At 38.6% G+C, this 21,789-nt stretch carries 22 protein-coding genes and 1 other RNA gene; 14 read left to right on the forward strand and 9 right to left on the reverse strand.

Going from position 1 to position 21,789, the window contains the following annotated elements:
• Window positions 1-89 precede the first annotated feature (89 nt).
• On the reverse strand, window positions 90-1,082 hold the full coding sequence (locus tag N480_RS10865; RefSeq protein WP_063372528.1) for a tyrosine-type recombinase/integrase: 993 nt from the start codon (window positions 1,080-1,082) through the stop codon (window positions 90-92).
• 74 nt (window positions 1,083-1,156) lie between these two features.
• Between N480_RS10865 and N480_RS25325 the strand changes: the two genes are divergently transcribed.
• From N480_RS25325 to N480_RS10890, 5 genes are all read left to right on the forward strand, one after another.
• Entirely contained in the window at window positions 1,157-1,297 is a 141-nt protein-coding gene (locus N480_RS25325) for a hypothetical protein (protein WP_155732822.1), read from the forward strand.
• Window positions 1,298-1,797: 500 nt separating this feature from the next.
• Window positions 1,798-2,067: a hypothetical protein gene (locus N480_RS10875; RefSeq protein WP_063372530.1), complete on the forward strand. Its 270-nt coding sequence runs from the start codon at window positions 1,798-1,800 to the stop codon at window positions 2,065-2,067.
• A gap of 114 nt (window positions 2,068-2,181) precedes the next feature.
• Entirely contained in the window at window positions 2,182-3,840 is a 1,659-nt protein-coding gene (locus N480_RS10880; protein ID WP_063372531.1) for an AAA family ATPase, read from the forward strand.
• The gene (locus N480_RS10885) at window positions 3,833-4,840 is read left to right on the forward strand and encodes a hypothetical protein (protein ID WP_063372532.1); all 1,008 of its coding nucleotides are present in this window, start codon (window positions 3,833-3,835) and stop codon (window positions 4,838-4,840) included. Before N480_RS10880 ends, N480_RS10885 begins: the two co-directional genes overlap by 8 nt.
• A 212-nt stretch (window positions 4,841-5,052) precedes the next feature.
• Complete coding sequence (locus N480_RS10890) at window positions 5,053-6,045, forward strand: transposase (protein WP_196761476.1); 993 nt, start codon at window positions 5,053-5,055, stop codon at window positions 6,043-6,045.
• 730 nt (window positions 6,046-6,775) lie between these two features.
• On the opposite strand, the gene N480_RS10895 is transcribed toward N480_RS10890, so the two are convergent.
• From N480_RS10895 to N480_RS24995, 3 genes are all read right to left on the reverse strand, one after another.
• Window positions 6,776-7,231 (reverse strand): hypothetical protein, encoded by a 456-nt coding sequence (locus tag N480_RS10895; protein WP_063372533.1) that lies wholly within the window; start codon window positions 7,229-7,231, stop codon window positions 6,776-6,778.
• Window positions 7,232-7,277: 46 nt separating this feature from the next.
• A complete protein-coding gene (locus N480_RS10900; protein ID WP_063372534.1) occupies window positions 7,278-7,715 on the reverse strand; it encodes a hypothetical protein in 438 nt (145 codons plus the stop codon).
• 151 nt (window positions 7,716-7,866) lie between these two features.
• A complete protein-coding gene (locus N480_RS24995) occupies window positions 7,867-8,154 on the reverse strand; it encodes a hypothetical protein (protein WP_196761477.1) in 288 nt (95 codons plus the stop codon).
• A gap of 44 nt (window positions 8,155-8,198) precedes the next feature.
• Here N480_RS24995 and N480_RS25990 point away from each other — a divergent pair, with 44 nt between their 5' ends.
• Window positions 8,199-8,369 (forward strand): integrase core domain-containing protein, encoded by a 171-nt coding sequence (locus N480_RS25990; RefSeq protein WP_419554940.1) that lies wholly within the window; start codon window positions 8,199-8,201, stop codon window positions 8,367-8,369.
• Window positions 8,370-8,509: 140 nt separating this feature from the next.
• Here N480_RS25990 and N480_RS10905 read toward each other — a convergent pair whose 3' ends face one another.
• Window positions 8,510-9,466: a nucleoside hydrolase gene (locus N480_RS10905; protein WP_081231831.1), complete on the reverse strand. Its 957-nt coding sequence runs from the start codon at window positions 9,464-9,466 to the stop codon at window positions 8,510-8,512.
• Window positions 9,467-9,838: 372 nt separating this feature from the next.
• On the opposite strand from N480_RS10905, the gene N480_RS10910 reads away from it, so the two are divergent.
• From N480_RS10910 to N480_RS10920, 3 genes are all read left to right on the forward strand, one after another.
• Window positions 9,839-10,063, forward strand: a complete 225-nt coding sequence (locus tag N480_RS10910; RefSeq protein WP_063372536.1) for a hypothetical protein — start codon at window positions 9,839-9,841, stop codon at window positions 10,061-10,063.
• A gap of 114 nt (window positions 10,064-10,177) precedes the next feature.
• Window positions 10,178-10,885: a hypothetical protein gene (locus tag N480_RS10915; RefSeq protein WP_063372537.1), complete on the forward strand. Its 708-nt coding sequence runs from the start codon at window positions 10,178-10,180 to the stop codon at window positions 10,883-10,885.
• A complete protein-coding gene (locus N480_RS10920; RefSeq protein ID WP_063372538.1) occupies window positions 10,885-11,661 on the forward strand; it encodes a hypothetical protein in 777 nt (258 codons plus the stop codon). The genes N480_RS10915 and N480_RS10920 overlap by 1 nt, the downstream gene beginning before the upstream one ends.
• A 322-nt stretch (window positions 11,662-11,983) precedes the next feature.
• On the opposite strand, the gene ssrA is transcribed toward N480_RS10920, so the two are convergent.
• The 3 genes from ssrA to N480_RS10935 all read right to left on the reverse strand — a co-directional run bounded on the left by ssrA (window position 11,984) and on the right by N480_RS10935 (window position 13,851).
• Window positions 11,984-12,340: a transfer-messenger RNA gene (gene ssrA / locus N480_RS10925) on the reverse strand.
• A 305-nt stretch (window positions 12,341-12,645) separates the two neighbouring features.
• Window positions 12,646-13,305 (reverse strand): hypothetical protein, encoded by a 660-nt coding sequence (locus N480_RS10930; RefSeq protein ID WP_063372539.1) that lies wholly within the window; start codon window positions 13,303-13,305, stop codon window positions 12,646-12,648.
• Window positions 13,306-13,353: 48 nt separating this feature from the next.
• On the reverse strand, window positions 13,354-13,851 hold the full coding sequence (locus tag N480_RS10935) for a hypothetical protein (RefSeq protein ID WP_063372540.1): 498 nt from the start codon (window positions 13,849-13,851) through the stop codon (window positions 13,354-13,356).
• Window positions 13,852-14,104: 253 nt separating this feature from the next.
• On the opposite strand from N480_RS10935, the gene N480_RS10940 reads away from it, so the two are divergent.
• Window positions 14,105-15,022, forward strand: coding sequence for an ADP-ribosylglycohydrolase family protein (locus N480_RS10940; RefSeq protein ID WP_063372541.1), 918 nt, complete (start codon window positions 14,105-14,107; stop codon window positions 15,020-15,022).
• 137 nt (window positions 15,023-15,159) lie between these two features.
• Window positions 15,160-15,540 carry a GFA family protein gene (locus N480_RS10945; RefSeq protein ID WP_063372542.1) on the forward strand — a complete coding sequence of 127 codons (381 nt, stop codon included), beginning with the start codon at window positions 15,160-15,162 and terminating at the stop codon, window positions 15,538-15,540.
• Window positions 15,541-15,626: 86 nt separating this feature from the next.
• Here the strand turns inward: N480_RS10945 and N480_RS10950 are convergent, their stop codons facing one another.
• Window positions 15,627-18,434 carry a TonB-dependent receptor plug domain-containing protein gene (locus N480_RS10950; protein ID WP_063372543.1) on the reverse strand — a complete coding sequence of 936 codons (2,808 nt, stop codon included), beginning with the start codon at window positions 18,432-18,434 and terminating at the stop codon, window positions 15,627-15,629.
• Window positions 18,435-19,032: 598 nt separating this feature from the next.
• Here N480_RS10950 and N480_RS10955 point away from each other — a divergent pair.
• From N480_RS10955 to N480_RS10960, 3 genes are all read left to right on the forward strand, one after another.
• A complete protein-coding gene (locus N480_RS10955; protein WP_063372544.1) occupies window positions 19,033-19,869 on the forward strand; it encodes a trypsin-like serine protease in 837 nt (278 codons plus the stop codon).
• A gap of 26 nt (window positions 19,870-19,895) precedes the next feature.
• Window positions 19,896-20,084 (forward strand): hypothetical protein, encoded by a 189-nt coding sequence (locus tag N480_RS25615; protein WP_196761479.1) that lies wholly within the window; start codon window positions 19,896-19,898, stop codon window positions 20,082-20,084.
• 506 nt (window positions 20,085-20,590) lie between these two features.
• Entirely contained in the window at window positions 20,591-21,646 is a 1,056-nt protein-coding gene (locus tag N480_RS10960) for an energy transducer TonB (RefSeq protein WP_063372545.1), read from the forward strand.
• Window positions 21,647-21,789: the final 143 nt, after the last annotated feature.

Here is a 21,789-nt window from a genome sequence, read left to right on the forward strand (position 1 = left end):
ATGAGAGCTTTGATTTGATGATCTAAATCAAGCAACTCGTTATTGTTTAGGAAGAGTATTTAAAAGGTTAGTTGTCTAGTCTATATACTCTATGAGATGTAAACCAGCGGATTCAACCTAACAGCATCCTCATAGTGGCTTGGTGCGAAGTGTGCATATATCATCGTCTGTTCGATTTTAGCGTGGCCCAAGACCTTCTGAAGTACCAAGATATTACCGCCGTTCATCATAAAGTGACTTGCAAATGTGTGCCTCATTACATGAGTGCATTGGCCGTCTGGTAGTTGGATACCGGCTCTGTTAATTGCTCGTTCGAATGCTTTTCTACAGTCGGTGAAAAGTGGGCCTGTCTTTTTGGGTATCTCTTCGTAGAGCGATTGACTGATTGGTACGCTGCGGTTCTTTTTGCCTTTGGTGTTTACGAAAGTTACTTTGTACGTATTACCTGATTTAATTACATGAGAGCCGTGTAAACCACATACCTCTGATATTCTCGCGCCAGTGCTTAAACAGATTTTTGTGACGATATCTAAGTTAGGGTGTCTCGCGCCTTCAATCGCTTTGAATAGCTTTGTTATGTCTTCATGAGTTAGGAACGCTAGCTCTTGCTCCTGTACTTTTATCTTTTCGACATTGGCTATTGGGTTGGGGTATCCGATATCTTTTAGGCTAATCAGTTTGTTGTATACGCCTTTCAACAGCGTTAAATCGTTATTAGCTGTTTTTGGTTTAACACCTGATTCTAACCTTTTACCTCGGTACTCACTGTATGCTTTTGGGGTTAACTGCGATGCAATAGGGTTGTTGAGTGCAACGGCTATAGCATCTAATTTTCGCTTGCTCGACTCTGGATCTGTGTAGGTCTGTCCATGTACTTCATACCATTTGTCAATCAAGTCATTTAGACGTCTTTTATCTTCTTTTTGTTTGGTCCAAGGTTTTTGCTCGCCATTAGTGACAACGTAATTTAAATATCTTTGAGCTTCTGCTTTAGTCACAAACTTTTTTTGTATCCTTTTTCCCTTGGAACCCCATGGTCTCTCGTCTAAAAAGTAACCGCCATCTATTTTTTTAATAGGCATACAATTCAATCCTGTTGACAAAAAGTTACAAAAAATTAATATGTTTTCATCGCATACATAAGGAGGTTATAGCGATGTCTAATAAAAAATCAATCCAAAAGCTCGAAAACAAATATTTTAATATGGTTTCAGCGGGTCGTGATGGGGGGTTAGTTGTCATCCCTAAAACACAAGCTGTTCCAGAATATCCTATTAATAAAACCCGAAAACCTTAATTAGTTATGGTCGAAGTATTCCATTTTAATGATTGGGATTTATCGCTAGATATTGGCTGGTACATATTTGTTTTATTTGTGTCAGCTTGGCTAATATCATTCAAGGTTGGTGCGTCTAAATCTTCTCAAATAGCCTTGGCTGTATTCACTGTCTCTCATGGCCTAAGCAGTGCAACAGGTAGTGTTGATTTTGATGGTGTAAGCTATTTTGTTTTGGACGCATACTACTTGAATTGGTCTTTGTATGATTCAGCCACAGTACTAGCCATCTACTTTTTGCACACTAACTTAAAGGTTCGACACTCGGGTGCGGTGAAAGTGGCTTACACACTTAGCATAATGAATATGTTGAGTTATTTAACAATGCATTATTTGGCCTTCGAAATGCGATACCCGTCTCACTGGTTTTACCCAATATACTCCACTGGTATTAATGTCACTGCTGTACTGATAGCAATATCTTTAATAATCAATATAGATACTATTCGAATGAGAGTCTTATGCAGTTTGAAGTCATGATTGTTGTTGTCTTCCTTTTCTTCTCTATTTATGTGCTTTACAAAGCGTGTAATGAGAAGTGTGATGAGGATATTCCTTTAGAAGAATTGGCCATGATGCTGCTTGCAGATTATAGAGGTATATTAAAATTGCCTGTTAGCTCAAGAGTAGAAGCGATGGAGAGGTGGAAAGGGCGTTTTAAGGTTTATAGCGTAAGGTTAGATGCTGCGGGCGTTAAGTATTCTGATTTTAGCATACAGCTTGTAAAGTGACAGCTAATTGATGGTGTTTTGGTTTTTTATGCTTTTAATGTGAGCTTTTAATTTTATATGTTAATCAAATATTTTTCTATAAATTTATTTTAATTGTTTTTTTTGGTGGTTTTAATGATTGAGTCAATAAGTGCAAAAAATTATAAATCATTTGATTTTGTTGATGTTGATGTAAAGAATATAAATGTATTTTTAGGTTCAAATAGTTGCGGTAAGAGTTCGATAATTAATCTCCTGTTAATGATGTCTCAAACTGCTGAATCTTATACTACTTATGATAGTATCCTGAAGCTCAACGGTGGGAAAAGTAGCTTAGGTGAATCAATTAATATATTTCCAAACAAGAATGAAAATGAAGTGATTGAAATTGGGTTTAGCCTGACGAGTAAATCTATTACTTCCCACGTTCGGAGATATAGCATATTTGAACTAATTCAAGAATTAGAGCACTACACAAGAAGAGGTAACTATATAAAGAGAAAAGAAAGTGGTGAGTGGGCGAGAAAAGGTTATATAGAAATAGCAAAACTTCTAGATAAAATGTATGAAGTTCATTCAAAAATGGATGGGGATAGACTTAGAAGAAATGAGTTGAATTCAGTAAAGTCAATTGTTTCGAAGGTTATCTCCCCAGTGAACAGATACTTGAAGTTAGACAAAAAACTGAGCGATAAATATGACGTTTCCCAAGTGTCAACAAAAAGAGCTTCTGAGTTCATTGAATTTGCTTTTGGTGCAGGATTAATAGAAACCACACCTAAAAAAGTAGTTTATAAAATAGGTTACAACTCAACAAGGTTGGAATGTGAGTTAAAAGGGGTTTCAATATTTAATGCCAAAGGAAAGGTTATCTATGGGATATCCATATCTAAATCTAATAAGATTGACTTGGAAAGTGATATCATAGACAAGTCTGTTCTTGATAGGTCTAGGCTTGATATTATTAGGGGTATTAATTTAAAAGATATAACTTTGTTTAATGATGACTTTACTATTAACTGCCCAAATCCTTTTGCTCAATTCATTAGGGACCAAATTAGTGCAATATTAACAATGTTTGCTTCATACCTGTCTGAAACAAACATAAACCATGTAACGCCCTTAAGGGCTTTTCCTCAGCGTTATTATTTACTTGAAAAGTCAGCACATCACACCACATTAAGTAGTGATGATGGTTCTCAGTTGGCTGAGATATTAAAGAATAATAAACAGATATTAGATAAAATCAATGTTCTTTTAAAAGATTTTGATATAAAGGTATCAACATCTAAAACAAATGACATAATACATAGGATTACGGTAAAGCAGGGGCCCGTAACTCTCGAGTTAACGGATGTTGGTTTTGGTATATCACAAGTTCTTCCTATTTTAGTTCAAGCCTACCTATCACCTGAAGAGTCCATAACTATAATTGAACAGCCCGAAATACATTTGCATCCAAAAATGCAGGCATGGCTTGCATCAGCCTTAGTTTTCATCTCAATGAAGGAAAATAAAAAGTTTATTATCGAAACTCATAGCGAAACGATAGTTAAACGACTTCAAATACTTATGCTTGATGAAGAGGTCGATTTTAGTTTAGATCATTTGAATATATATCACTTTGAAAGGGTTAGGGGTGGAAAAACCACTATAAAGAATGTGCCTTTTACTGAGTATGGTGATATTGAGTGGCCTCAAGACTTTATGGATATGGAGATTTCAGATGCAATTAAACTTCAGGAGCTTAAAGTTAAAAGAATTATGAAGGTTAGAGGTGAACAGAGTGTTTGATTTTAATTCATATTGCTTTTGCCCTAAAATAATTGAAGAAAGGTTCTCTGATTCAGAGTTTTTTCACTTAACCTTGATTCCAAATACAATTAATTCATCACATCACGTGATTGTGGATATTAACGAGGAGCTTTGGGCAGAGTATACGAGAAGGGTTAGTGATGACGTAGTTGCTTACACAAATTTGAAGACGTGGAGAACACTATTAAACACAAAGAAAAATAAAATACTTTATTCAAGAGTGGGTTCAGTTGGCAGTGTATCGCCAGAATTTTTGACTGAGCTAACTCTAGATGCTCCCATTACATCAAGGAAGTATATTGTTACAAATCATAATGATGACTACAAGAAGGATATAAGCAAACTAAAGGAAAATGGTGTGGATCTTTTGTCGGATTTCAATATATCCAATTCAGCAGAGGATGAGACTAGGGTTATTGCCTTTAAACCTAGTAAGTTTTACATAGACCTAATTCATGCCCTTTCGATGGTAAGTTGCAATCGTGCTAGTAAACTAGAAAATGAACATAATGATTACTTGAGGAGTTTATTGGATTTTAAAGGATATATTATAAAGGATCAAACGAGGTCTGGGTTTTCGTCGTCAAGGAAGGGGATGGGAAGTTTAGATTTACAGGTTATGAGCAATAACTCTCCTGTTTCAATTATAGAGTCGTTGCGTCTAGCTAGTGTTGATAAAAATAACATTATTGAACATTATAATAAGCTAATTGATAACTATAATAGCTTGAGACTTTCGAATGTTCACATTGTTGTTTACTTTAACAAATCTGATCGATTCTTTTTGAGTTTTTATGAAAAATATAAAGAATATATATCTTCTTTAAGTAGTGGAGATTTTGATTCTGATGTGGAGTTTACTTCATTAAAAGAAGTTGATATCAAAGATTTCAGCGCAATGAGGGCATTTGAACACAAGGGACAGATAAACGGTCACTCCTTTACATGTTCACATACTTGTATAAGTTTTAGTAGTTAAATTGGGTAATGAAAGTCGGAGTGCTCTATTGAACCCTTCGACTTTCACATTCCTTTTTTTCGTTGGAAATATTGAAATTGACTTCAATTTTTTAGTACTAGTGCTGATGTCGCTTTTAACAGAAAACATATGGGACAGGAACATTTTTATTGCCTAAACTAGACTCTTTTACTACTGTTTAAATATCCAGTTTTTGGCGGGGTTAGAAAAGAATGGCACGAGCAAGGAAAGCTCAGATAGATTTGTCGTCGACACCTTATTATCACTTAATAGCACGGTGTGTACGCCGTGCTTTTTTGTGTGGCGACGATAAGTACTCAGGTAAAAACCTTGACCATAGGCGTACATGGTTAGTTGAACGCATAAAACAGCTAAGTGAAGTATTTGCGATAGAAATTGCTGCGTATGCCATCATGAGTAATCACTATCATTTGGTCGTGAAGGTGAATAGACGACAAGCACTGGATTGGTCAGGTGATGAAGTGATATCACGATGGTATCAGCTATACAATGGAAGCCCTGTCATAGATGGGTACTTGAGAGGAGAGCCGCTCAGCGACGCAAGTAGAGAGTTAGTGGTTGAGTTAATAGAAAAATGGCGAGCAAGGCTCTATGACATCAGTTGGTTTATGAAGAACCTCAATGAATATATCGCGAAAGAGGCCAACAAAGAAGATAATTGCACGGGTAAATATTGGGAGGGGCGATATAAATCGCAAGCTTTATTAGATGAAACGGGTTTACTCAGTTGTATGGCGTACGTGGATTTAAATCCGATACGAGCGGAGATGGCAAACACGCTTGAAGGCAGCGACTTCACGTCGATTCAAGCGCGAATAAAGCACTTTCAATATACCGATATAGTTAAGGAAGAGTCAAAACTAAATGGGGAAGAGCACCAAACTGCGCTATCTAAGTGGCTAAAGCCATTTGGTGGCAGGGTGCATGAGTATGCATTACCATTTTCGTTACTAGATTACCTTGAACTGGTTGATTGGACGGGCCGACATGTTCATCCCAAAAAGAAAGGGTATATACCGAAAGAGACACCCAATATACTTGCGTTACTCAATATTGAAGAGATAATCTGGTTAGATAGGATACAAAATTACGCAAAACGGTATGCGAATTTTGTAGGCTCTCAGTCAGTATTGAAAGCACATGCAGCCAAAAATGATGTGAGTTGGTACAAGGGGGTTGGCTAGGTTTGATCTTAGCTTAGCTTTCTACCATTTGGATTTTTTAGATGCTTAATGATTATGAGGATATTCCTAACTCGAAAGTCCTTCTGGTAGAGAGCTGAATTAGAGTTAATACTTCGAATTTAGTTAGGTTATAGAGAACGTATATAGTTGTACTCTAACTAGGTTTCTATAAATGTGCCTGTCCTAGTTTTTATATATCTCCATTTGGATTTTTTAGATGCTTAATGATTATGAAGATATTCCTAACTCGAAAGTCCTTCTGATAGGAAGCTGCATTAGAGTTAATATTTTGAATTTAGTTGGGTTATAGGGAATGTATATAGTTGTACTCTAACTAGGTTTCTATAAATGTGCCTGTTCTAGTTTTTATATATCTCCAAAAATCATTTCATGACCATATTCGGTTCTTTACCAAACAAAGTACAGCAAACGTAACTGTACTTTATTTACTACTGTAATAAATCGTGTGTATTTTGTTGTGAGGCTGTTTGTGACAGCAAGCGAGTGTCTAAAAGGGGACTGTTTTTTTGGAAGTTGGATGTTTTCGCTTTACTTAAAAAAGTAAATGGATGGGCTCTTACGCTCTGTTGGTAGGCTTATGTTGTATTCGTTCATCAATTAAATCTGACAGTGGAAATTGTGTTTAATTCGACCGTTTTAGAGTTGGTTGACTAATACTAGTGGGCATCGAAAAATGAACAAGTGTGTGAGAGTATTTCTGACGTAATTTTTAGATTTCGAAATAAATCTGGTTGAAATTATAATCATGCATAAATGTAAACATGATTCTATCAATTATCTCTTTGTCATCAGAAAATATATTTATAACGCAATATTTAGACAATTTAAAGTGGTTGTTGTGATAATGTACTTCTGCTAAAAAATCACCATTATATATGATGTTTGTAATAGGCTTCCCTCTGGTTTGTGTAGTTTTATTGTAATATATTTCTGAGCCATCCTTGAACTTGAATGATTTCGGTGCTGAAATTCTACTGACTTCAATTTCATGGTTGTCGTAGTAGGTTTTTTTAAATACATCCCCAGAGAATATTGTTTTTTTATTTCTCTTGAGTTGTATTTGAAGTGATTTTTTTATTGAGTAGTCTAATCCTGCACTATCATTGATTTTATATCTTGTATGAAATAGTAGCCAATTTGCTTTTCTAACCTTTATTTTTATCATTTTTAGTCTGTTGATTTTTAAGTTGTAAAAATGGTTTTATTGTGGTTTATATTTTTTCAAAATTATAATCGTGCATGAATGAAAACATTACTTTGTCGGCGATTTCTTTGTCATCAGAGAATATTTTTATATTCCATGAGTCATGTAACTTTAACCAGTTGTAACGATAACTTACTTCAGCTAAGAACTTGCCTTTATATAAAATCTTTCTAGTCAGAGTGCCGTTAGTTTTTGTCGCTCTACAATAATCTATATCAGAGTCATCTTTAAATTTGAAAGTTTTAGGTGCATAGCGTCGACTTACTTCCACTTCGCAACCTTCAAAGTAGGTCTTTTTTAATACATCGCCTTCAAAGATTGATTTTTTGCCTCTTTCAAGTGTGGTTTCTATTGAATCTTTAATTGAGTAGTTCAGGCCTACATTATCCTCTACTACATACCGGGTAAAAAACCAATCCATTCTTCGAATCGTAACATTAATCATTCTTATACCTAGCTGATAATTATCGAGACCTTGTGAGATTTATAAAATGATAACTGTTATTTTTCGCTAAACTTTAAAAAAATCACTGAATTAAAAGGCTGAAAACCTATCATGAGTAACTTAGTTGGATTATATTTTTTTTCATTACAAATCAATATTGATATGCCGTCAACTGATTTAATATCACTGCATCTTCACAATGGCTTGCAAATGTATGTCGCATGACATGAGTGCATTGGCCATTTGGTAGTTGGTTACCAGCTCTGTTGATAGCTCGCTCGAATGCCTTTCTAGAGTCGATGAATAGTCGGCCTGTCTTTTTGGGTATCACTTCGTATAGTGATTGACTGATTGGTACGCTGCGATTCTTTTTGCCTTTGGTGTTTACGAAAGTGACTTTGTACGTCTTACCGGATTTGATTACATGGGAACCGTGCAAACTAGGAAATATATGGGACAGGCACAGTTTTGTTCAATTTTGTTTTGGAAGTTTGGGCTGCTAAAAAGAGCATAAAGCTTGAGCTTATTAAGCTAGGGAGTCCTTATCAGAACGGTTTTGTTGAGCGATTTAATTGCAGCTATCGAGAACAAGTATTGGTTTATATCTGTTTGAGTCACTTCGGCAGGTTCGTGACATTACAGATAAATGGTTAGATATTTATAATTTGAACGGCCTCACGATGCGTTAGGAGAGTAAACTCCAATGGGCTATCTTGAGGCAGCATAACTCTACTAATGAACTCTACTAAAGCTGGCAACCAAAACCAGCTTCTTTATGGTCTGGCTAAACAAACCTAATTGCTACAAATGATATCGAAGTAATGTTGATTGAATACTTCAGGTTTCACGTTGATTGCGATTGTTTGTTTTGGTTTTGTAGCCCATTCATCAATTGGAAAAACTCGCTCTGAACTTTTATATAAAGTGTGACCTTTTGCGGGTCCTTCAGTTATGACTCGTATGTGTCCTTGCTTTGTCGTAAAAATTTCGGGTGTGACTAAGTACATGATTGCCGAGGAGTCATGTACGTAAAATCCATCTAGGCCAAGGTCATCATAGTAAAACTTTGCATAAAAACGTGTAATGTCATAAATAAATTGGCCGTATGTTGGACTGTGAGTTCTAACTTTCTCTAAATACGCATTTGACATCAAGGTTTGTTGAGTAACATCTAACCCAACAATGGTGACAGGCCAATCTGCATTGATAACGATGTCTGCCGCAAGAGGGTCTCCGTAAACATTCGCTTCTGCAAATGGTGTCAGATTGCCAGTATGGCCATTATGTCCAAAGGCACCACCCATAATGATGACCTCTTTTACTAGCTTTCCGATTTCAGGCGCTTTCTGAATTGCCAGCGCTAAATTCGTGAGCCTGCCTACTGCAACTAACGTGATTTCTCCCGGGTGTTTTTTAACTGTTTCAATAATATAATCATGTGCGATGAGGGGTGATAAGTTTGTATTTATGTGGTCTGGTATCTCAATATTACCCAAACCATTATCTCCATGCACAAGGGTTGCAGGCTCTGTTTTAACTTGATCTAGCGGTGTATTGACGCCCTGAGCAACCTCAGCAAGCATACCAAACTTTTGTTTTAAATAAAGTGCATTGCGGGTTGTGTTTTCTATACTTGCATTGCCAAAAGTTGTTGTAATTCCAACTACTTCAATATCCTGACAGGCATGTGCGAGTAGAAGTGCCATTGCGTCGTCAATACCTGGGTCTGTATCAAATATTATTTTTTTCATTAGATTCCTCATGCATTTAGAACGATACAAAAGCTATCATAACATTACATGTGTCAGCATATCACTTACATCATCTTATTATTTAAATCGGCAGAACAATACTAGAGTAATATAGGGCAGGCAGGTTCTTATCTTGCTGACTTTGGTGATGTGAGCTTTACAGCTTTCGATCTAAAAATGATGGGATTCAACGTTAACTATTACAGCCCTCTCAGGTGCGCATTTCGAAGGGTCTTTTGTGTATACCGCTTTTTGCAAGCCAATTGATTACAACAAGATGCCTTTGCCTAAAGAGAATATGGAACACCGAGAGGGTGGGTTTGATTTGGGCTTCGGTTTTGGTTCAAATAAAGAACAGAAAGGAGTTTAGCAATGGATAAGGCTATTGAGTTTTCGAGAGGAAACATTGTGGCGCTCGTTTTGTTTTTTTCATTATGGACATGTCTATATGCTGGAGTCGAATTATTCAAAACAATGGCAGACATTAAGTTTTTTACCAAGTGTGTTGATGAAGGCGCAGTGCAAATATTTGATGAATCTAAGGGGCGCGAGATTAGGGTGGAATGTAAAGTAAAGGGGGTATCATCAGAGTACTAGGAGAATAATCCATTTCTGATTTAGTGTATTTGCAGCCACACAGTGTTGTTTTTTTTAAAAATGCAGGGTCTAATTTAGATGTGGCTAATTAATTCTCCAAAGCAAGGAGTGAGAATGGATATATTAAATAATTCTTGGTTAGTAGGGATTAGTACTGGAATACTTAGCGGGATTATAGTTTATTGGATTGTAAACTATCTATTTTCTCAACGAGATGAAAAACTATTAGCACAGAGTATTTTAAGTGCTAATAGAGAGATCTTGTATGCTCTTCGTCCAGAGGTTTCGGAAAAGCATATGCCGAGTTCTGAGGTTGTAGATTCATTGAGGAATGCAACAGCAAGGAAATATAATTTAGAGTCGTACCTTCTCTATGATATTAAAAGTATCTCGGAAGAGTTAATAAAGGAGATTATGGACTCTAGCTTTATTTCTTCAGAAGTAAAGATACAGCACTGTAATGCTTTAAAGGAGCTGTCAAAGTCGGCTAGAGAGGAGGAAGTATCTGAGCAACAAAAAAATGAAAGGCTTGTAAATGATGTTGTGTATAAAGATAAACTAGTAGTTCTTTTTAGTTTAATTATAGCGATGTTTACTGGTCTATTCTCTCTTTATGCATACTTATCCACTTCTATGTCTTCGCCTTCACCTTTGACTTTAGTAGATTTAGTTTCTAAAACTGTACTTCCTATTGCAATTATAATAGTAGGTGCAGTCATGCTGTTGAATTTAGTGATAGTTGGATATGACTTAAAGCACAAGAGGCTGCGTAAAAACCTTCGTGTTCAAGAGCCCGGCAATAGTGAAGGCAGTAGTAAATAGTGATAGAAATTAAACCCCCCAGAGAAAGAGAGCTTTCAAATGGCCTGCAAAGGCAACGAAGAAACGTAATTTTGTCTTCTGTCGCTGTTGTGTTGTTTTTATCCCTCGGACTAGAGTTGGAGAAAATTAGCATACTAGGCAACTCTGCAAAAATTGTTAACACACAGTCTGTACCAATGTTTCTGATTGCCATTCATTTATATGTAACACTTAGATATTGGCAATATGATAATGAGGAAAATAAAAGAGGTAGTGCAAGACTCGTATTTAACATAGATATCATAAGGTATGAGCTTAAATACCTTTATAAGGCCGCTCGGAAAAAGTTTTTAGTTCTAGACTGTGTAGATGGTTTTAACTTCATCTTTCCTAGATATGAGAACCTTTCACTTTATAGCGGTTGTAAGGAAAAAGGTAATAGTATTAGCAACCTATTTTTATCTAAAATTATTGTGATTGCTCAAATATACGGTGACGGTAAAAACAAACTATTTGAGAAGAATATAGAAGGATATAGTTTTGTTAAAGGTAAAAATGAAGGGTTATGTTGGAAGGTTATTGATAAACCAAAGCAACACCTTGATAGATCTGGAGTTTTTATTGAAAGCCATATTGAATTAAATATTTGGCTACTTATCTATTGTAGGGCCAAGGCTGTACGTAACTTTTTATTTGTAAATACTTACTTTTCAGATTATTGGCTACCTAAGATTCTTGCTAGTGCTGCATTGTTGCTAGGGATACAAAAGGTAGTTCAAACAGTTTATTTTGTGTAGCGTTTAAAAGTAGTATGGCGAAGCCATGGCAAACATTCCAGAAAGCTAAAGGGGGCAGTTTGGATCTCTAAAAGCTTTGGTAAAAATTGGGTTCAATACCAACCTAAAGGTGCAGCTAACAACTGCACTTTCTTTCCCTGTTATAATTACCACTCTGACAAACCACTTGTATTTTTGTTTTAGCGACAGCCTGTCACGGCGAGTGACCGCCCCGCGAGGGAAGGGTTTTGAAAATATGTGGTCAGAATGTGGACACTGTTTCGCAGGCACAAAAAAGCCAGTTAAAGAAGTTCTCTAACTGGCTGTTTTATAACACTTAATGTGGTGGAGCTGGGGGGATTTGAACCCCCGTCCAGAAAGCGTCGACCCTCGGTCCTACATGTTTAGTATCGTCTATTAGTTAACCTTTAGCTCTCGGACGAACACGATAGATAAAGGCGAGGCCGCTTCAATTTAACCCTTCAACCCCGGCCAGGGTTTCCGTAGCGATCTTGTGTGGGGTGACACTCCAGAACCAGAACCACAAGCATTTCTTGGAGGAGTGCTAGCGGGCTATTATGCCGCTAGAGCGTAGTTATCGTCGTTTGCGATTACTTTAAATGCGGCTTTTTTACGAGGCCAACCGCCCCTCGACATGCACCTCAGGCTTCATGAATCCTGTCGAATCCTAATCAGCCCCTGAAATCTTTCATTCAGTACATAATAACTTTACTACACTTTTGAGCAAAGTTGTTATTTTCCGGCATTGTAGCCCTAATATATTGGCTTAGCAACAGTTTTTACGTGCAATGCGGTGTAGATGGCGCTGATTGCTGGTTTACTGACCGCTTTGACGTCAAAGTATTCGGTTTGGTTTATCCCTTCTGTGTTTAAGCTTGAATTTTGGTCGCGCTATAGTGGGATTCTCATATTGTTTTTCGAGTATAAAACGACGGGGGTTTGAAACCCCCTAGCTAGTCTGTGTTTTTAATGGTTTTGTAACAGCTACAAGGCGTGCTGTTTAAATCGGTTAACCCAATCTACGTTATTGAGTTGTTTAAGCTGAGCATCAGTTAAAAACTCGCTAAGTTGCTTCGACTTTAATTGGTTGAGTTCTGCTATTTTATTAGCTAAATCATCAAACGTCGGGTAGGTCTCTTGGTCGGTGATCACGTGCGCTACTTCGATAAAGTTATCCCTGAGCGTAGAAAACAGGCGCTGTTGTTGTGTACTTGTCAAATCATGACTTTGCGACACATGGTCGACCATCAATTGTGCTTTTTTATCAGCGTCTTCGTAAAGCGTCGAGAAATACTTTTCCTCCCACTGTGTTCGACCGGCCAAAAATGCTAGGTGTTCTCTATTTTGTTTTTCGATACGTGTATTAATAGGTGTTATGGCTTGTGAGGGTTTAGCAGCAGAGTTATTAACTTGCAGTTTTTTCACTAGGTGTTCGATGTGTGACACTCGGGTTTGTATAGCTTGTACTTCATTATTTAAGTTTGTTTGTGCAGGAGGCCTCAACAGTTCTGCGTGTTGTAGCATGTTTTCGAGTGAATTAATTCGTGTAGAAAGGGCTGTTACCTGAATATGCGTGAGCACATTGGTTAAGATCAGAGCTAAGATAGAAAATATAAATAGGTATCGTATTTTGTTGCTGAGCATGAAACTTCCTTGATGGCGCATCGATACATAGTATCGATGCTGGCAGGATTATTTACCGTGGCCTTCTTCTTTTTGATAGATATAACCGCCAGATGCGGTGGCATTGAGCATTTCCACAACATCAGTGGTATAAAAGTGATTATCAAGCTCGCTGTGATATCCACGGTAAATAGTTTTAGCTGTTGACTTGGTTGTGTAGCCCTCAGACTTCTCATACACGTAACCAAGTGATTTTATGTTCAGTGCTTCCACAACGTCAGTGGTATAAAAGTGGTTGCCAGCAGGGCCTGCATCTTTGTTATATAAGCGATAAAATGCTTTGTGCGCATCGGCGTCTCCATATTCAACCAAGGTGACGGTAACCCCTTGATACTCATAACCACCAGAGGCTTTGGCATTGAGCATTTCAACAACATCTGTGGTGTAAAAGTGATTACCATGCTTGTAGCCTCTGTACAGAGGTTTGTCTGCACTAAACGCGTTTATACTGGCTGTACCAATCAATGCTGCGACAATTGTCGACAGCGTTTTAGCTTTTATTTTCATATTCATTCCTTGTTTGGTTTGTTTTTTGTATCGGTAATTACGTTAACATAAAGTTTAAATTTGTTAACGTTAAACTTTCGTGTAATACAAACGAAGGGGTTTAAAGCGAAATGTAGGCTTGAATAATGACATTGCTGTGAGTAACTACAGTGCACCCAAGGCTTTCACTCTATATTAAGCTAAAATTGTATATAAATTTGATTTGTCATAATTTTTCGCGCAGCGATGGCAATACGAGTTTAAGGAGATACAAGTGATTGAAAGGTCTAAATTCATAGGGTGTTTTAAAGCCGTCGCAATTGGTGATGCGCGAGGGGCTGCGTATGAAGGAGGGCCACTAGAGCGCGCTGCTTGGTGGTTTTTAGGCGTAACATCCGACGGCAAGCAAAGATTTACAGATGACACACAAATGTCGATTGATGTGGCCAATTCATTTCTTGCGAATCAACGGATTGATCAAAACCACCTCGCTGAAGAGTTTGCTAAAAATTATCACTGGTCAAGAGGGTATGGGCCAAGCGCTGCTAAATTATTGAAAGGTATACAAAGTGGGCAAAGTTATAGCGCACTCAATAAAGCTAAATTCAAAGATGGGTCAAAGGGTAATGGCGCTGCTATGAGGGCGTCGGTGGTGGCTATGTGTAACTTAGTAAGTCGCGAACAGTTGCATCAAGACATCATCAAAACGGCCGAAATCACGCATGCCCACCCAGAAGCAATCGAAGGTGCTTTCTTGATTGCGCGTACAACGCAACTTGCTATGGGTGGTGTTGATAAAATAGGAGTAATTCAAACGTTATGTAATGAAAGCGATTTGGCCGTATATAAATCGAAGCTTATAGCTTGTTATCATGCGATTGTGAATAATAAGGCGCTCACTAAGTCTGAAATAAAGCGTTTGTTTGGCAACGGAATGCTCAGCACGGACTCTGTGGTTACCGCGCTTTACTTTGCTTTTAAATACCGTCATGAACCGCTCCTAGAAATGCTATCGAGTATTTGCCAATTAGGTGGTGACACAGACACTATTTGCGCCATGGCTGGTGGAATTTGGGGCGCATATAATGGTGATGATGGCTTAGAGGTCTTTACTCAAGAAGTCGAAGGGCTTGAAGAAATCGGTGTGCTCGCCCAAAAGCTGTATGACATGTATTCCATAGGTGCTATTTAGGGTAACTCACTTCACGTTTATGGCTTTTGTTTGATGTTTTGCTTTTTTAAATTGAAGACTGTATAAATATACAGTCCCGTTGTTTATCATTACGTTGAACACGAGACAAAATAAAACAAAAATGGAAGGGGCGAAATATGATAGGGAGCTGCCATTGTGGCAATATCGTTATCGACCTATTGACAAAAATTGACCAAGTGACGAGTTGTAACTGTTCAATATGTCACCGTTATGGTGCTATATGGGGTTACTTTAAACTTGATGAGGTCAAAATAGAAAGCAACACTGGGCGTATTGACAGTTATAAACATGGAGATGAATATCTTGATTTTCATCACTGTGCGCACTGTGGATGCGTTACACACTACACGCCGAGAGAAAAAGCACAATCAGAGCGCATGGCTGTTAATCTGCGTATGTTCGAAAAAGGCCTGCTTGATGAGGTGTCTATTCGCTATTTTGATGGTGCAGATTCTTGGGAGTTTAAAGCGCAAAGTGCAGATAGGTATTTTGTTTAGCGCTGGAGTGTAAATATAAATAGCCCCAATCACTTGGGGCTATTGGACTAGCTATGCGTGCATGGATTCAACACGCGCTCCTGGGGTTAAAAATCGTAGTCGATGCCAATGTAGCCAGAGCGACCAAGGATCGTCCAGCCGTTGTATCCGCCTCGGCTCGTCGTCCAGTGATCGCCACCGTTGTTGTCAGTGACATTGTTGATACCAATATAAACAGATGCGTTGTCTGTTAACTGGTAATCAGCACGTAGGTTATGAATGCGTGAATGAGACGGTGTGTCTGAATCACGATAACCGGGCGCGTCATCATCTTCATAGCGACCAGACATTTTAAACTTAAATGTCCAGCTAAGCGTCAGGTCATTCAATTGATATTTGGTAACTAAGTTAGACGCCCATTTAGGTGTACCTAGCTCACCCACTTCATTGTCTGTTTCATCTAGCCCTGTTGCAAAGTTACGGGTAGTTTCAGAGTCTTCAAGCAAGCGAGAAGCTTTAAAGTCGAACGAGAGTGAATTCCATGTGTAATATGCTTCTAAATCAACACCCCTTACACGACCGGAGTCAAAGTTCAGGCTCAGTGGTTTTACGTATTCCACGTCACCATTGTCTTTTCTGAAAGCCAAATCACAGAACATGTTGTCGATTGAGTTTTGAGACAAGTCAACACAGTTCTTTAACACTTCAGTGCCTCTAAACTCAGAGATTTTGTCTTTAAGCTTAATGTCAAAGTAATCGATCGAAATAGTTAAATCTTCTACCAAACTTTTCGGTGTTAGCACTAATCCCACTGTTAGCGTGTCGGCTTTTTCTTGTTTTAAATCAGGGTTACCTGAGCTTCTAGATTGGCCGCGCTGAGTTTTGATATTTGATGTCCACCCCGGAGAAATGCCGAGCAAGGCACAGTTAGCTTTGCGTCGACCATCTGCCGGACCGCCATCAATTTCATCAGCATCACATGGGTCTGTAATGTTTGCATATCCAATCGACTCACTTCTAAATTGCTCGTATAGCTGAGGCGCTCTTACGGCTTGAGAGTATATGGAGCGCAGGCGAACTTGATCGTTCAGCATCCAGTTCACAGCGAGTTTACTACTTTCAAAAAGGCTATCGTTGGTGGAGTAATCCGCGATACGGTAAGCCGCTTCAATGTCTAACTGATCAACAAAAGGTAAATCGCTTAGTACTGGGATTAATACTTCAACATATGCCTCTTTGATGTTGCGACTGGCATCAAGTATTTGCATTGTCGAAGACAACTTACCAGATGCCCACAATTCATGTGGGTCAAAATAAATGCTTTCATAGCGCGCTTCTACACCGCTACTCATTTGCATAGTACCCGCAGGAAGTTCATAAAGATCGCCAGACAGGTTTGCGGTAAACGCGTGGTTTACGGTATCTGTTGTTGATGTGAATGAATCAATTACATAATCCATAAATGCGTCAGATGAGCGCTCAAACGGTGAAAAAGTAGGGCAGTTACCCGCTTCAACACACTCTCCAGCGACTTGCATCTTACTGGTGAAGCGGTCTTGGCGCATTTCAGTATGTCGGTCTAGTGATGCCATTGACTTACCAGTGACGAAGTTTACGTCCCAAAACCAATCATCAGCGTAAACACCTGAAAAAGTTAAAGATGAAGAAAAGTAGTCCCTGGTATTAGTATGTTTACGTCCACCACGTTCGTAAAAGGTGTGGTGGAAGCCAATCCAGTCTTCATCGTCAAAGTTATCGGTGATTGAAGCTGGTGTATCAAAAAGCTCCTTTACCTCTTTAACTTGCATCCAAGCACGTTTAAATGGTGGATCTATAACGTTATTGGACTTTGTGCGTGCTAAAGTCACATCAAAATTAACGTCAAAACTGTCGAATTGATAGTTCAATGAAGTGAAGAGGTTAATGCGTTCAAACGGGTCTTCAATGTGACCCCATGCCGTCCCTTCGTAACCTTTATCGGCGTCGACCAACCAACCGTCGTACATATCGCGATAGCGTGCGCGAAGCGCGACTTCCTGTGAGGCCTCATCAAAATCATACCAGTCGTAGCCCCCATCTTCATTGTTATAGACTGAGAAAATAGTCTGAGGTACACCCCAAGGGATAGGTGACACATTGGTCTTCCAAATTTTATCCGGCTGACCTTCACCTTTATTTGGGTTCGTTACAGAGCGCTGGTAGTTATATGACTTTTCACGATTATTTTGTGTGAGAGCTGACTCTGATAAGTAGTCAAATGCAACGGTTACATTGCCATCATCGTTAAAAGAAAAGCCATGAGTAAAGTTAAAACTTCTTGTACTATGCCCGCCTTCTTCTGTGCCCGAAAAGTGTGCATTCGCTTGCGTACCCTCAAAATCCTTTTTCAAGATAAAGTTTACAACACCCGCAACGGCATCAGAGCCATAAATAGCGGATGCGCCCCCAGTCATGACTTCAACGCGCTCAATCAATGAGGCCGGAATAGTGCCGACATCAGCAAACATACCTTGGTAGTCTGTAGCCACTAATGCTGGCCGCTTACCGTTGATTAGTACGAGTGTTCTCTCTTCGCCCATGTTACGCAAATCAAGAATATTGAGGCCCGAGTTACCAAAAGAGTAGTTGCCTGATGCAGAATCAAATCCATCCGCAAATTGTGGCATACCAGTGAGTATGTCATTGACATTGTTTGCACCCGTAATTTTTATGTCTTCTGCCGAAATTACAACAGTAGGTGATGGTGCCTCAAAACTAGCACGCATTATACGAGATCCCGTTACGGTGATGCGCTCTGGTGCTTCTGCCTGATCTTCGTCATTCGCATGTGCGATAGATGTGATGCTTGCTGAAGCGATTGCTAGAGCCAATAAGCTCCGATTTAAATTGCGCTTCGTTTTTTTGTTGATGCTCATGGTATTCCCCTCTTTACCACAGAATTATTATTGTATTTCTGTATCACCCAGTGTGTATGCAAAACCATTCTATGAAGTTATAAGTAGAATTTATTTGCATAAAGAGCTGATAAATATGCGCTCAAATCACGGCGTGACAATTGTATACAATATACATTAAATTTAATTAGGCAAGGGGTAATATTGCAATCATGAGAATTTTTTGTTGCTTAAATTGCAACTAATGATGATGTTTTGAGCAAAAATTAGGTGCAGCCTATTTTATTAAATGCGGAGAGTGAGTATGAGCGATACTATTGTAGATATATCAATATCGCTTAGGGTAATAGTCTGCCAATTAAATATTTCATAAAAATCACGCTCTTTAACATCATTTAATTAACATTTGGATGTGTTTTTATTTTTTCTGTTGCTTTAAATGCATTAAAAAGTTTGTCTAAAAATTTGCAACAGGCGTGTGCAAGAGTAGTTGAACCCTGTGGTCATTGTGGCTCTAGCGCAACCAGCCAAAATGAATAAATCATTTTAAATTTATCCTCAACATGATAGTAAGTATAACTAAATCAATTATCTAGTAGTGCTAAGGAAAGAAGGTAATATGTTTAAATTGCTAATAGCTTTGTTATACGTGTTCAGTGCATCAGCACATGCAATTGTAATTCGACATGACGTCGACCCTACGCAGTACTTAGCTAAAAGTACCGACTTTTCGCCATTGGCAACATTTTATTTTGACGGTGCCCATGGCACTTTGATAAACCCCAAATGGATTGTCACTGCGGCACATGCAACTTTTTGTGTACGGCCAAATAGTTTTGTAAAAATTGGAAGTAAACTACACAAAGTAAAGCAAACATACATCCATAAAAGCTATCAACCAGGTAAAAGTCATGACATTGCACTTGTTGAATTAATTGACCCTGTCACTGCTGTAGAGCCGGCGCTGCGCTATAAATCATCTGATGAGCAAGGTAAAAACATTTGGTTTATCGGTATCGGGGGAACTGGCACTGGTAAAACAGGACAAACTATTGATAGTTATCAAAATAAACAAACATTACGCAAGGCTCAAAACACAGTATTGGAGGCCATAGGCCCGTTGCTAAAGTTCAAGTTTAACGAAGGCGCACAAGCTTTGCCGTTAGAGGGCGTATCAGGTGGAGGAGACAGTGGTGGGCCGGCTTATTATAAAGACGCAACGAACACTTATTTGCTCGGTATTAGTTCTCGGTTAGAGGGAGCCGGAATTGGTAGGTATGGGATTACAGAAATATACACTCGTCTCTCGTATTTTAACGCATGGATCGACCGTGTGATGAATAAAAAAAGTAACGCAAATCAAGTTGTGACAAAGCTACCGCCGGCTTCTATGCCAGCAGGGATAAATGAAAATAACTTGCAGGGTGTGTGTGAGCAAATAGGTTTAGTTCCGTAATAACATTTGAAGTAATAAGGCGTGCTATGAATATATGGATTTTGAGTGCGGGCACTTTGGCATTGTTCACCACTGCCGTGCATATTCTAGCGGGTCAAGTAGACCCAATTAGGCCTTTTTTGAGATCTAATCTAGACGAAGTCCCCAAGGCGACGCTGCTAGCATGTTGGCATATGGTGTCTGTTATGTTGTTTTTTTTTCGGTGTTGTACTTAGCTTAGTCGGTTGGTACGCTGCCAGCCAATACTACCTCGTCTCCTTGTTAATCGGTGTACTTTATGTGTTGTTTACAATAGTTTTTGCGTTAGTGGGGGGATATTTCTTTCAAGCCCGCGCATTGATTAAGCTGCCTCAGTGGTGTTTGCTGTTACCAGTCGGTTTGCTCGCCATTTTTGGGAGCTATTCGGCTTGACCTTCTGCCTGATAAACGGGTTATACCGAATAGTATCGTTGTCGTGTTATTTTGTGTGTTTGATGGCGTTTAGTGGATTTAAATGGCATTTTGGAGATGTGCAAAAATTTACCTGAAATGGGTCATAATGGGTTCATTTTATGTGGTATATTGTGAGAAAATAACTTAAGTCAGTTTTGTATCCTTTGATTACAAAGATTTAGAGGATGCGAATTTAAGAGCTTTGCAATTAAAGGGACTTCAAAACAATCTTGGAGTGAAAATGTACTCGCTTCGAAATTGCGTTGAATTTTTAAAATAAGGGAAGACCATGAATCTAATTTCTGCGCTGATTTTAACAGCGGCATCATCTCAAGCGGGTAACGCACTAGATGTTGAGACCGAAGACTTTTTAAGAGAAACCATCATCAATGCGGTGCCTATTGAAAGGACTCCTGCAACCTTTCCGCGAAGGGCTGCTGAGCGAGGCCAAGAAGGGTGGGTGCAACTTAGCTACGTGGTAAATGAAAAAGGCGAAGTTGAGTCTGCTGTTGTTGAAAAATCATCTGGTATTCAATCGTTTGAAAAGGCAGCATTATCAGCGATTAAAAAATGGCAATTTAAACCAGCCTTACAGAATGGCAAACCAATCAAACAATGCAAAAACCAAATCCAAATGGATTTTCAATTAAACAATGGCCCAAAAGGTGTATCCCGCCGATTTTTAAGCCGTTATAAATCATTGGTCGCTAAAGTTGAAAACAACGAGCTAGAAGGTGTGCCTTCGAAGCTCGAAGAGCTAAGAGCGTTGAATTTAGGCAATTTCACCGAAGACAGCTATTTCTGGGCGCTAGTATCTAGGTATCATTTAAAAGCAGGGAACGAATTCGACGAACTTGAAGCGCTGGATAATCTCGTTCACAGAGGGAAAAAATACCTTAATAAAGAAATGTATGTTGGATCAGTGGCGCGTGCAACACTGCTAAACTTGAAGCATAACAGGCTTAAAAACGCTATTCGATATTTTGATATTTTGTCAGAAATAGAGGGCGCAGAGGATGTTACGAAACAGGTCTTGCCTTATATAGATAAAGTGCATGCATTTATCGAAGATGATAATAAACAGATTTGGGTACAAGGTCAGATTTCAGATAAAGATTTGTGGCAGCACGAACTGGTACGAAATGCGTTCACAATTTCTAATATAGAGGGAGATTTAACGTCGCTAGAAGTTAGGTGCTCAAACCAATATTCTGTCTATGATGTTCAACAGGGACTACAATGGAATATTCCAAAGGAGTGGCGTGGTTGTCGAGTTTACATTCATGGTAAAGAAGGCGCTTCTTTTAATTTGATCGAAACTGCGAAGTCAGAAATAAAAGCATAACCCATTTTATTGTGTGCTTGGTTTAAGTTTACCGACTAGGCACACTCCATCATAAAACCCTTTATACTTGTATCCGTAGACCTTTCAAACATCCCAAAAAGAATAAAACAGCAATCTAGGACACTTTTTATAAAACGAAATTA

The sequence above is a fragment of the Pseudoalteromonas luteoviolacea S2607 genome (assembly GCF_001625575.1).
Taxonomy (GTDB): Bacteria; Pseudomonadota; Gammaproteobacteria; order Enterobacterales; family Alteromonadaceae; genus Pseudoalteromonas; species Pseudoalteromonas luteoviolacea_E.

Coding starts and splice junctions, on each gene's coding strand:
- N480_RS10865 (WP_063372528.1), bottom strand. CDS start 1,082: ATGCCTATTAAAAAAATAGATGGCGGTTACTTTTTAGACGAGAGACCA.
- N480_RS25325 (WP_155732822.1), top strand. CDS start 1,157: ATGTCTAATAAAAAATCAATCCAAAAGCTCGAAAACAAATATTTTAAT.
- N480_RS10875 (WP_063372530.1), top strand. CDS start 1,798: ATGCAGTTTGAAGTCATGATTGTTGTTGTCTTCCTTTTCTTCTCTATT.
- N480_RS10880 (WP_063372531.1), top strand. CDS start 2,182: ATGATTGAGTCAATAAGTGCAAAAAATTATAAATCATTTGATTTTGTT.
- N480_RS10890 (WP_196761476.1), top strand. CDS start 5,053: ATGGCACGAGCAAGGAAAGCTCAGATAGATTTGTCGTCGACACCTTAT.
- N480_RS10895 (WP_063372533.1), bottom strand. CDS start 7,231: ATGATAAAAATAAAGGTTAGAAAAGCAAATTGGCTACTATTTCATACA.
- N480_RS10900 (WP_063372534.1), bottom strand. CDS start 7,715: ATGATTAATGTTACGATTCGAAGAATGGATTGGTTTTTTACCCGGTAT.
- N480_RS10905 (WP_081231831.1), bottom strand. CDS start 9,466: ATGAAAAAAATAATATTTGATACAGACCCAGGTATTGACGACGCAATG.
- N480_RS10910 (WP_063372536.1), top strand. CDS start 9,839: ATGGATAAGGCTATTGAGTTTTCGAGAGGAAACATTGTGGCGCTCGTT.
- N480_RS10915 (WP_063372537.1), top strand. CDS start 10,178: ATGGATATATTAAATAATTCTTGGTTAGTAGGGATTAGTACTGGAATA.
- N480_RS10930 (WP_063372539.1), bottom strand. CDS start 13,305: ATGCTCAGCAACAAAATACGATACCTATTTATATTTTCTATCTTAGCT.
- N480_RS10935 (WP_063372540.1), bottom strand. CDS start 13,851: ATGAAAATAAAAGCTAAAACGCTGTCGACAATTGTCGCAGCATTGATT.
- N480_RS10945 (WP_063372542.1), top strand. CDS start 15,160: ATGATAGGGAGCTGCCATTGTGGCAATATCGTTATCGACCTATTGACA.
- N480_RS10950 (WP_063372543.1), bottom strand. CDS start 18,434: ATGAGCATCAACAAAAAAACGAAGCGCAATTTAAATCGGAGCTTATTG.
- N480_RS10955 (WP_063372544.1), top strand. CDS start 19,033: ATGTTTAAATTGCTAATAGCTTTGTTATACGTGTTCAGTGCATCAGCA.
- N480_RS25615 (WP_196761479.1), top strand. CDS start 19,896: ATGAATATATGGATTTTGAGTGCGGGCACTTTGGCATTGTTCACCACT.
- N480_RS10960 (WP_063372545.1), top strand. CDS start 20,591: ATGAATCTAATTTCTGCGCTGATTTTAACAGCGGCATCATCTCAAGCG.